5 protein-coding genes are annotated in these 11,800 nt (G+C 53.0%); 4 read left to right on the top strand and 1 reads right to left on the bottom strand.

What is annotated here, in order from left to right; all coding sequences use genetic code 11:
• From ACJROR_RS05760 to ACJROR_RS05745, 4 genes are all read left to right on the top strand, one after another.
• Positions 1–2,252 (top strand): clostripain-related cysteine peptidase (locus ACJROR_RS05760; RefSeq protein ID WP_406546253.1); only part of this gene is annotated, 2,252 nt, incomplete at its 5' end.
• Positions 2,253–2,506: 254 nt separating this feature from the next.
• Positions 2,507–6,424, top strand: a complete 3,918-nt coding sequence (locus tag ACJROR_RS05755; RefSeq protein WP_406546252.1) for a DEAD/DEAH box helicase — start codon at positions 2,507–2,509, stop codon at positions 6,422–6,424.
• A 317-nt stretch (positions 6,425–6,741) separates the two neighbouring features.
• Positions 6,742–8,625, top strand: coding sequence for an AAA family ATPase (locus ACJROR_RS05750; RefSeq protein WP_406546251.1), 1,884 nt, complete (start codon positions 6,742–6,744; stop codon positions 8,623–8,625).
• Between the two features lie 53 nt (positions 8,626–8,678).
• A complete protein-coding gene (locus ACJROR_RS05745) occupies positions 8,679–10,631 on the top strand; it encodes a DUF6273 domain-containing protein (protein ID WP_406546250.1) in 1,953 nt (650 codons plus the stop codon).
• Between the two features lie 380 nt (positions 10,632–11,011).
• Here ACJROR_RS05745 and ACJROR_RS05740 read toward each other — a convergent pair.
• Positions 11,012–11,800: DUF4143 domain-containing protein (locus ACJROR_RS05740; RefSeq protein ID WP_406546249.1), on the bottom strand; the 789-nt coding region annotated here is incomplete at its 5' end.

Here is an 11,800-nt window from a genome sequence, read left to right as displayed (position 1 = left end):
TGCCCTGGCTTATCTATTTCTATCTCGTGGGTTCCGATCTGGAGACCGGCGACGGCAGCAAGGATTCCGGCGGCAGCGCCACCTCGGATCTTCAGGAAATCGCCGAAAGCATGGCCGGGAAGAATGTCCGCTTTCTGGTGCAGACCGGCGGCGCCAGGGACTGGAAGAATGATGTGGTGTCCAGCAGCAAGATTCAGATCTACGAGGTCAAGGATCACGACATTAAGCTTCTTAAAAGCTGGAACAATCAGAGCATGGGCCGGGAGGACACCCTGTCCCGCTTCCTGGAATTCGGCGAGTCCCGCTATAACCCCGAGCGCCGCATGATTATCTTCTGGAACCACGGGGCCGGCCCCACCGGCGGCGTGGGCTATGATGAAAACTTTTCCGACGACTTTCTGGAGATGTCCGAGATCAACGGGGCTTTTCAGAATATCTATGGAAGGGTGGAAAAGCCCTTTGACATCATCGGCTTTGACGCCTGTCTTATGGGCTCCCTGGCTTCGGGCTACCATATGAACCGCTGGGGACACGTGATGATTGCCTCGGAGGAGTCCGAGCCCAGTCTGGGCTGGTTCTACACCCCGTGGCTTAACTCTCTGGAAAAGAATCCCCGCATGAGCCTCAGAAAGCTGAGCGAATCCATTGTGGACACCTATCATCAGGATCTGAAGAAATATTCCGTGGACAGCAACAGCACTCTGTCCGCGGTCTCCCTGGATCATTTCCCGGATCTTATGCTGGCCTATGACGAACTCGGCATCACCATTCTGGACGCCTTTGACGAGCAGGGCGCTCTTCTCTCCAAGGTCGCCCGGGCTGCGGACAAATCCGAGTCCTACGGGAGACAGAACAGAAAACCCTATTCGGATGTTATTGATCTCCGCCAGTATGTGAATAACCTGAAGAGCCTGGCCCCCAAGGAGGCCAAGGCCGTATTGAGCGCTCTGGACAAATACGTCATCTACAGCAAAAACGGCCGCTATAAAAAGGGCTCCGGGGTGTCTGTCTACTATCCTCTGGATAATTGGAAGGATCCCTTTAAGTACGTTCTCAAGCAGGGCACTCCCACCTCCCTTAATCTGGCCTACGGTCTCCAGCTAGGGGCTATTAACCAGAATGATGCCGAGAGAATCGGGGATCAGATCGACTTCAGCCACAGATTCCTGAAGGAGATGCAGAATATCAGCAGAAAATATGACGGCTATGCGGACAGCGGCACGGGGAGCGGCGGGGGAACTGTGACTCCGCCTGCACCGGTAACCCCGCCGGAAACTCCGGAGCCTAAGCCAACCACCGGGGGACATTTCGGATCCGGCTTTGCCGCCGGTCTCAGTTCCGGCACCGGCGGGCTCGTGGCCTTTGCCCAGCAGGCTCAGACGCTGCAGAAAAAGGGCATTGCCAGTCTTGAGGATGCCAAGGTGGCCTTTGACAGCGACTCCAACGCCTATGTTAAGGTGCCTAAGGAGATCCTGCCCCTTATCAGCACGGTGAAGCTGGAGGTCCTTTTCTACGAGCCCCCTTCAAAGGATACCCCCGAGGGCATTCTCGTCAATGTGGGATCCGATGTCCGCCTGGAGGCCGATTGGGACAAGGGCGTGTTCACCGACACCCTGGACGGCACCTGGGCCGCTCTGGACGGTCATCTCCTGCCCCTTACCGTGGTTAATGTGACCGATGATTATGTTAACTATGACTGCAGCGTCAAGATCAACGGCCATCCCTACAACATGATGGTGTCCTATGATTTCAAAACCGAGAAGTACTCCATCACCGGCGTGCAGCGGGAATCCGCCAATGGCGTTCCGGGCCGCTTCAGCAACATTCTGAAGCCGGGAGACAAGATCACCACGGTATTCAGCGCTTCCAGCCTCACCGGAGACGACGAGGAGCAGGAGGTGGATATCGATACCTTTGTTTACCGGAAGGATTCCGTGATCACCGATGAGAAGATCGGGGAAATCAAAATGCTCTTCGGCTTTACCTTTGAGGATTCCTTCGGCAATACCGCCACCTCGGAGCTGGTGGCCGTGGAAATCAATGACAAGGACGAGCTTATCATGCAGCCCTTCAGTGAAGCAGCGGAGGAAATTGCCGGCGCCGCTGACAGCGAGGACGACAGCGAAGATGACGGCGAGGATGATGGCGAGGATGATGGCGAGGATGGCGAAGACGACAGCGATGATGCTGCTCAGGCGGTGTTTTCGGGATCGCATTTTTCCTCCGGCCGGAAAAAGGCTAACGGCAAATAATACCCGGAAACCCAGATGACTGCCGGCCCCGCGGAAACCCGGCGGGGCGCGGAGACCTTTGTCAGCGCCTGGTGCCGCTCATGCGGTGCAGTGCTGGAAGTGATGATGAAAATAATGCGAATAACGGGTGCGAAAATGTTAAGCCTTTGCAGTTCAGTATTGTTCAGAACAGATCAGGATGATTGTCAGTAACGGGGGATTCCGGCAGGCTGACAGTTTAAATCAGTGGTTAAAGCAGAAATGGGGGAGATCATATGATAATTAAGAAAATAACCCAGAAGGATATACCTCAGCTGACGGAGACCTTTACCATACATGATTTCGTTGACGAGGCAACCCTGAAGGCGGCCGCCAAAGTCAAGGTTGTCAGTTATAAACCCTATTTCAATTACTATAATGACACCCCGGAGCGGAGAATGACCACTGTTCCCGCCTGGGTTGACGGGCGGTTTGAATCCGGCAAAACTGCCCGCTCATATTCCTATTGGGACAGCTGGGATTGCAAGGTGTCTGGTTTCCCGAAACTCTACGGAAATAAGCCCGATCAGACAGTTTGCTCCTGCAAGCTGTGCAAAAACAGTCAATCCGCCGGTATTTGCGAGCATGGGGCGGCGCTTCTGATCCAAACCTTCCGGGATCTCGGCAGCATCAGGGTCCAGGAAAACAACTACACCTACAGTTGCCGGTTCAGCCGGGAGCAGTATCATCGTTATCTTGCGGACATTCTTAAATACCGCCGGGAGAGCCCGCGAGATCTTTTGCCGGCCGCGGATTTCTTCAGGAACCGGAAGGGCCTCGGGGATCAGCAGGGGCTGGTGTTTTTCGACATGGCCGGCTACCTCGAGAACTGCGTTACCAATAAGGCGGCCATGGATATCGCCCGGGAGATTATGGCGGATACCCAAAAGCCCGTAACCGCGGACGTGCATTATTACCGGGTAAAGCGCACCAATGATTACTATCTCGAGGCCACCTTCAACTATAAGGTCTATCCCGGCTCCTTTCAGGCAAAATGCGAGATGCAGGGCAGCAGCATCACCTGGGAGCTCACTTATTTCGATGCCGATGCCCAGTACAATCCCAAGGCCGGATGCATTCCCTCCGATTATAAGGATGAGGAGCTCGGGGGACGGACTTTTCTGGATGAATATCAGCTCCTGGCAGTGCTTGAGCTCTGGGAGGATATTGAGAACCGGGGGCAGATCAGCGATTCCACGGACGACAACGCCACCGCCTTTTTCAAATCTATTGAAAAGTTCCGCGAAAATGAGCTGGAGGATGACGCCGTCTCCGACGATGTTCCCGAGATTAAGAACCATCTCACCCTGACTCCCAGGATTGTCACTGATGCGGATGGCACCGCCCTGTGCTTCAAGATCGGCCGGGAGGGGGAGAAGAGATCCTATGTGATCAAGAATATCATGAGTCTGGTGCGCGCCTGGCGGGGCAACCGGCTGTTCGAGCTCTCCAAAAACACCATGCTGAATTTCGCAGAGGAGGAATTTAACGAGGAGAGCATGAGGCTGTTCCGCTTTATCCTTAAGAGACATGACGCCATATCCGACGTTTACGTTGCGGTCTCCCGCGCCTCCAAATACGACTATCTGGAACCCAAGGTATCAGCCAAAATGCCCCTTCTGGGACATGAACTGGACAATTTTTACGAGGAAGCCCAGGGCATCAGCGCGGAGTATGATGATACGGATAACGGCATCAAGGACACTCTGGTAGTGGGAGCCGATGCGGATCTCCGGTTCCAGCTTAACCTTAATACCACTAGGGATGCCCGGGGCAACATTACCGGCATCAGTCTCACCGGGGTCATTCCCACTATCAGGAGCGGGACGGTGGCCAAATACATTCTGGCTCCGAAGACCCTGAAAAAAATATCCGGCCGGGAAAGGGAGCTCCTGTCGCCGTTTTCCTCCATTGCCGACAACAGCGGCCGCTTCTACCTCTTTGTGGGCCGGCCGAATCTCAGTGAGTTCTATTACCGCATTCTCCCGGTGCTGATGGATAACCCCTTCGTGGATGTCCAGGATCATACCGAGGGGCTTCTGGATCAGTACCTTAATCCGGAGCCGGTGTTCGAGTTCTTCCTGGATTATGACGGCTCCGCAATCACCCTGCGGCTTCAGGTCAGCTATGAGGGCAAGCCCTATATCATTACCGCCGACAAGGACAGATCCGGGGCCTATCGGGATATCCGGCAGGAGGATCGGGTGGTGAAGGAGGTCCGGAGATTCTTCCTGGCTCCCGACAAGGACGAGTACTGGCATCGGACGGTGGATGACGATATCCTGTTCGGCTTCCTGTCCCGGAGTCTGGAGCGCCTGGAGCATTTCGGGACGGTACGGGGCACCCAGGCCTTTAACAGTCTCAAGGTCAAGAAGCCTCCCGTGATCAAGATCGGCGTTTCCGTGGACAGCGACATGATGGATATCACGGTGACCTCAGCGGAGCTGGATAAGAAGGAGCTTCTGGCGGTAATGAACAGCTATCGCCTGAAAAAGAAGTGGTTCCGTCTCAAGTCCGGCGAATTTATTGACTTGACTGATAACGACATGCTCCAGGAGATCACGGAGTTTCTGGAAAAGATCGATCTGGTGCCGGCGGAGGTGATTCAGAAGAAGGCCAAGCTCCCGCTCTTCCGGGCTCTCTATCTCGACCGGCTGATGCAGGAGCATGAGAGTCTGGCCATGAGCCGCGACAACACCTACCGCCGGCTTATCAGAAGCTTTAACTCCATCAGAGATTCCGACTTCGAGCCTGCGGATGTGCTTAAGGACGTGCTCCGGGAATATCAGAAGCACGGCTTTAAGTGGCTGGAAACAGTGAAGCAGGCCGGCTTCGGCGGCATTCTGGCCGATGACATGGGCCTCGGGAAGACCATTCAGATGATCTCCGTGATCAAGGCCTCCCTGGATGCCGGGGCCAAAAAGCCTTCCCTGGTGGTCTGTCCGGCCTCCCTGGTGTATAACTGGGCCGAGGAGTTCCGGAGATTCACCCCGGACATCAGAGCCTGCCCGGTGGCGGGCACCCTGGCTGTCCGGAAGGCGTATCTCGGCGATCTTTCCGACAAGGATGTCCTTATCACCTCCTATGATCTCCTGACCCGGGACATCGCTCTTTACCAGAATCTGGAATTCGAGCTTCTGATCATCGACGAAGCCCAGTATATCAAGAACCCTAAGGCAGGACACACCAAGGCGGTGAAGTCAGTGAAGGGCCGGGCGCGCTTCGCTCTAACCGGCACTCCCATTGAGAACCGCCTCTCCGAGCTCTGGAGCATTTTTGATTATGTCATGCCGGGTTTCCTTTACAGCTATGCGGAATTTAACAAGAAGTTCGAGACCCCCATTACCAAGGGCAAGGACGAAGCAGCCATCGCGAAGCTTAAGAACATGACCTCCCCCTTTATCCTCCGGAGAAAGAAGGCCGACGTGCTTAAGAACCTCCCCGCCAAGATCGATGAGGTGCGCTATACCAGAATCACCGGGGAGCAGCAGAAGCTTTATGATGCCCAGGTGGTGCGGATGAAGAAGATGATCCAGCTTTCCGGAGACAGCGGCGAGGACAAGATCAAGATCCTGGCCGAGCTGACCCGGATCCGGCAGATCTGCTGCGATCCCTCCCTGGTATATGAGAACTATGCCAAGGAGAGCGCCAAGAGAGAGGCCTGCATGGAGCTCGTGGAAACCGCCATTGACGGCGGCCATCGCATGCTGGTGTTTTCCCAGTTCACCTCCATGCTGGAGCTTCTGGAACAGGATCTCACCTCCCGGGGCATCTCCTACTTCAAGATCACCGGCAGCACTCCCAAGGAAAAGCGCATTACCATGGTTCATGAGTTCAACGAGGGGGATGTTCCGGTATTCCTGATCTCCCTCAAGGCCGGCGGCACCGGACTTAACCTTATCGGAGCCGATACGGTTATTCACTACGATCCGTGGTGGAATCTGGCGGTGCAGAATCAGGCCACTGACCGCGCCCACCGCATCGGGCAGACCCGGAATGTCACCGTGTACCGGCTCATTCTCAAGGACACCATCGAGGAGAAGATCCTGAAGCTTCAGGAGACCAAGAAGGATCTGGCAGAGTCCATTCTGGAAGGAAACAGCCAGTCTCTCATGAGCCTGTCCTCCGAGGAGCTTCTGGAGCTCCTGTCCTGATACAGGAAAGCCGGCATTCTGCTGCGGGGCAGGGCCGGCCGGAACTCGCAGGCTGAACAGTATTGAGTCTGGTTCAGAACTCTAAATGGTGTTTGTGCTTTTAATGCTGGTTTTATCCTTGCATTCTTTCTTGTTTGTCAGTAATGACGAAAAAAGGAAGCCTGCAAGGTAACCCCCCTGCTGATTGACATTTTCTGGCAAATAGTCAGAGGTAGCAATATCCAGAGGATTCCCTGCCACAGGGGCGTTCTCCGAGATTAGCGGTACGGTTTTTTTAGCACAAGGTTATTCAAAATTTATACTTTTAAGGAACGGTTATGGGAACTAAGAAGGCTGCGGCGGCCACTGGGGATGTTTTTCCGATAGGCATGACTGATTTTGAGAAGCTCATCAGTAAAGGCAAGGTCTACATTGATAAGACTTCCTATCTGGAGGAACTTTTGAACTCGGGAACAGAGGTAGCTCTGATACTGAGACCCAGGAGATTCGGTAAGACTCTTACCATGAGCATGCTGTCCTGTTTTCTGGAAATGAACTACCAGAATCCGGAGGACAGAAGCCGGCCTGAGAGACTCTTTAAGGATCTCGCTATCTATAAGAACAAAGCATTCTGCGATGAATACATGGGACGTTATCCTGTTATCAGCATATCTTTTAAGGATGTAGAGGGGAAAACATTCCAGGATGCCGTGGAGATGATTGTTAGTATATTTGCAGAGCAGGCTGCCAAGTTTGAGTTTCTTACGAAAAAGAAAGAGCTGGATACAGTGTTCCTGCGCAGAATAAAGGACTGCAAGCATGGTAAAACCCGTATTTTTAAACGTGATGGTACCTTTGCCGAAGGTATGGCATCCCTTATAAATCTGTTTATAAAGGATCTGGCCAATTGCCTGAAAAAAGCCTTCAATAAAGATCCGGTAATTATCATTGACGAGTACGATGTTCCCCTGCAAAAAGCCACAGCGCGCGGCTACTACACCGATATGCTCGATGTTATCCGGCTAATCCTTAGTTCGGCTCTGAAGGACAATGATACGAACATCTTCAAAGGTTTTGTCACCGGATGCCTCCGCATCGCCCATCAGAGCATTTTCACAGGAGTCAACAACTTTGACACATATGGCATTAATGATACGATTTATTCCGGCTTTATCGGGCTTACCAAAGACGAAACCGCAGGTCTTTTGAAACGGTACGGGATGGAAACACGCCTTCCTGATGTTACAGAGTGGTATGACGGCTACAATTTTGCCGGTACTGGCATGCTGTGCCCATGGAGCGTTATTAAATTCATGTCCCGGGCTCTCCGTCCTGACAACAATCCTGCCACCTTCCAGCCGGAAAACTACTGGGCAAATTCCAGCGGGAACGACATTATTGACATCTGCATGAGGTATCCTGACAGTTCAGATCTCGAAAGGATAGAAAACCTCATGCATAACGGCACGGAGACCATCACCCTCAAAACATTCACCGCCTATCCGGAGATAAATGGCAATACCAGCTTTGACACTTTTGCCACTATGATGCTGCATACCGGGTATTTTACGGTGGCAAAGGGCACTCACGTGGCTGAATCAGCTCCTTCCAAGAACAGTAACTCCTCATCTGACGATAAAGAGATCATCAGAAAAGCTGTGATTAAAATTCCTAACAAAGAGGTACTGCAAAGCTTCCTTGAGAAGGCGGAGAGCATTTTCAGCAAGGATAATCCGGAATGGACTCAAAGGGCCGCTGAGCTTTTGGAGGCTCTGTTTTCCGGGGATGCCAAAAAGGTTCAGGATATCATAGATGACATGCTCATGAGATTTATCAGCAACCGGGATGCCATGAGCGGCGAGGGGTATTATCACGGGTTCATGACATCCGTTCTCGGTATTGCCGCCGGAACTGCAGGAACCGCCAGAAACCGGATAAACAGAGTGGAGATGGAATCTGAGAAGGATGCTGGCAACGGGTTCTCAGACATCATTCTCAGTAAAGTATTTGAGGGCAAAGCTGTCATTTTGGAATTTAAGAAATGCGAGATCGGAACTCCCAACGCTTTTAAAAAAATGTGCCGGGAAGCTCTTAAACAGATTGATGACAAAAAGTACGAATACCGCTACAGAGCCAGCGGTTATCAGGACATCAAAAAGTACGGCATTGCCTTTTATGGCAAGCAATGCCTGACGCTGATGCCAGATAATAACGCCGGATGATGAATTTGTCTGACAGCAAAACTTACATTTTTAACGGTACCGGATATTCCGAGATGACCGGGCTTGTCCGAGCCATGATGCTCTCTCCCGGAGAGGGCCTTTCGGAGCTTCAGTCCGGAAGGCTGGCTGATTTTTTCGGGAACGAGGATCCCCGTCTTCAGTATCTTTGCAGAATCGCAGTTCAAAGCTTCAGGTCTGAGGGAGATCCGGAGAACTATCTTGCCTTTGCGCGTCTTATGTACCGGCTGGCCCCGGGACTCAGGTCAGTATTCCTGGGCGGGCGGGAGTACTCCGGACTTCGGGAGCTCGGGGAGGCGCTCCTTAATGAAGCCGTCAATGTCAGCATCGACAGATATGCCGCGGGAGAAAGCCTCAGAACCGCAAAGCCGTCCCCGTTTATCAATGAAGCGGCCTTGCTGCTTCAGCACGGTATTCTGGAAATGTATGCGGGAGAGGTCATTTTCGATTCCCGCGCCTTCGGGATACTGGAAGGCATAAGAACGCGCCGGGACCGGGAAGATAGCTCCGGTTCTCTTCTGGAGCAAGCCTACATGCTGGGCTACGCCTTTTCCTCCGTCAGAATGCTGGCCCTCCGGGGTGCGGTGTTTAAGGATCCCCGGGATCTTCGGAACCGGCTTCCGGAGTACTGCCGCTATAACGTGATCTCCCGGGAGCAGTTTATCCGGGAGACCTGTGATGATCTCCGCTTTTTCTCCCGGAGCCTGCCGGAGCGGGATACCCCGGAAATCGCCGGGATCTTTCTGGATATTCTGGGGAGCGTACCGGAAGAGGCCGGAGATGATGAGGGAGAGAATCCCGGAGCTGCGGCTCCGGCAAAAAGGTTCAGCCTGAAAAAGAAGCCCCTGCCTCCGAAAGAGCCGCCGGAGCCCCGGTTTCAGGATGACGGGGACAGTGTTTTTGAGGAGGATGATTTTTTCGAAAGCGCCTCCGAAGAATCTCTGCCCATAAGCCCGGTTCCTGACGGGGAAGAGATTCCGGCTGCCCCGGAACCGCAGCCTCAGAAAGAGCCGGAGCCCCGGTTTCAGGATGACGAGTACAGTGTATTCGATGACGACGTAATTTACGTACGCACCCCCGAAGGATTTCGGCCCGTAAGCCCGGATCCTGACCGGGAAGAGATCCCGGCCGCCCCGGAAGACACCGCCGAAGAAATTATGATTTCGGACGAAGATGTCTGGGTTCAGAAACCGCGGCCGTTAAAAAAGCTTTTTATTATGGGGGCTTTCCTTATCGGCGCTCTTCTTATCTTCTTCCTTATGAAACAGCCGCTTTATGCCTACAGCCTGTGCCTGCGTCTTAGCGATGCCCCGGGAATATGCCGGGGGATCGTGAGCGCTCTCCCGGAAACCCAAAATCTTTCCGATCTTATGAAAAGCGATGCCGGAGGGTATCTTCCCGAGCCCGGCGATCCGGTTTTCTTCGGACAGTATCCGGAAACTGACCGGACTCCTGAGCCGCTTAAATGGCGGGTTCTTAAAAGAGAGGGGGAAAAGTTTCTCCTCATAACCGAAAACTGCATTGATTCCCGTCCCTTCCATGACAGCTTTGCTCAGGTAATCTGGGAAAACAGCGCTATCCGGAAATGGCTTAACGGGGAGTTTTTGCGGCAGACGTTTTCGGAAGCAGACCGAAGGCTTATAGCCTCGGTGAAATCCCCCGGCAGATCCGGCGGGGATCGGGTGTTTCTTTTGGATGCCGCGGAAGCCGAGGCGTATTTCCCCGATGATGCCGCCCGGCGGTGCCGGATTACGTCCTATGCCGGAGAGAAGGGCAGCCGGAGCGCGGACGGCTTCGGGGACTGGTGGCTCTCCGGCAGCGGGAAACCGGGCAAACAGCCGGAGGAACAGACCAGGGCGCCGCGGCATTATTCCGGAGTGGTGCGATCCGATGGCACATATAATAACGTTCAGAATGTTGATGCCGGGGGAATAACCGCTCGTCCTGCCATGTGGGTGACTTTGGAAAAAAGGCAGCCTGCAAAGTAACCCCGTGATTTCAGGAAGCGGAAACCGGGGAGAGCATGGGAGCTGAAGCGGCAGCAGAGCAGAACCGGAAGTCCCGGTGCGGCAGGCGGGGTTACAGACGGAGAAGCCGCGTTTTTACTCGGACACAGCCGAGTCGGCTGCGACCGAGTAAAAAATAGCAGGGCGGTCAATGCCGGAGGCCATATGAACTTTTACGGCAGATAAGGAACAATGGCATATTCTCCAGAGGATGTTTGGCGGAAGAGAAAGGCAAACAGTTCTGATTTGCGGGCGCCGGCATTGACTTAATAGCCTGCGCAATAAAGAAAATCCTAAGCTGATTTTTTCAATTTGTCCGTATTCAGTGTTTTAGCAGGATCGGTGACATTTCCAATCTGCTGTCAGGCCTTGTGAGGAGCAGTGATCTGTTCGGGGTTTTCCAGAAGCTCTTCCAGCGCAAAGGGGAGCATGTAGATCGGTTTCAGAATCAGCTGTTCCCGATGGCCGACATCGCGCTGTGAGAACAGGTATTCCCGCCAGACTTTTCTGGAATATTTTTCTGAAAAAGCCGTAATTGACTTGTGGTTGTTTATTGCCGATGATTTGATTTCTATCGGTACGAGTTTGGCATGAGCGGCTATCAGAAAATCAATTTCATAGCTGTGGTTACTGTTCTCCTTCTTCCAGGTGTGGTAGAAAAGCTTACAGCCGCAGGATGCCAGTATCTGAGCTGCGGCATTTTCGTAAAGATACCCCAGATTCGCATCCAGGCTGTCGCTCAAAAGCTTGCTGTATATGTTGCTGCCGGTACGATCCTGAGAATTGAACAATAACGAAACAAACAGTCCGGTATCTGCAAGATAAAGCTTGAAAGAATCATTATCCGCTGCAGCGCTCAGAGATATCGAGGGATCTGTCGTATTGCAGGACATGAGTACTGTTTTTGAGTCCACCAGTTCAGAAAGCTTCTCTCGATCCTTTGAGGTGGTGTGCTTTTTGGTAGCTGCGGAAATCACATAGCGCTTTTTGCCGCTGTTCAGCTGATTCGGAATGGAATTGTACATTTTGGACAGCCGTCCGTACGTGTCGATTTTGTAAAAATCCTCTTCATAAAGTTTGATGATGCCTCTTTTGACCATGTCGATTTCTGAAAAATTTTTCTTGCTGACATAAGCCTCCACAGCCTGAGG

It is taken from the genome of Succinimonas sp., from assembly GCF_045225735.1.
In the GTDB taxonomy this organism is placed as follows: domain Bacteria; phylum Pseudomonadota; class Gammaproteobacteria; order Enterobacterales; family Succinivibrionaceae; genus Succinimonas.
Note: the sequence above shows the minus strand (reverse complement) of the source record. Positions and strands in the feature narration are given on the sequence as shown.

Excerpts from the sequence above, each read along its gene's own strand:
- ACJROR_RS05745 (WP_406546250.1), top strand. The coding sequence starts at position 8,679 with ATGACCGGGCTTGTCCGAGCCATGATGCTCTCTCCCGGAGAGGGCCTT.
- ACJROR_RS05755 (WP_406546252.1), top strand. The coding sequence starts at position 2,507 with ATGATAATTAAGAAAATAACCCAGAAGGATATACCTCAGCTGACGGAG.
- ACJROR_RS05750 (WP_406546251.1), top strand. The coding sequence starts at position 6,742 with ATGGGAACTAAGAAGGCTGCGGCGGCCACTGGGGATGTTTTTCCGATA.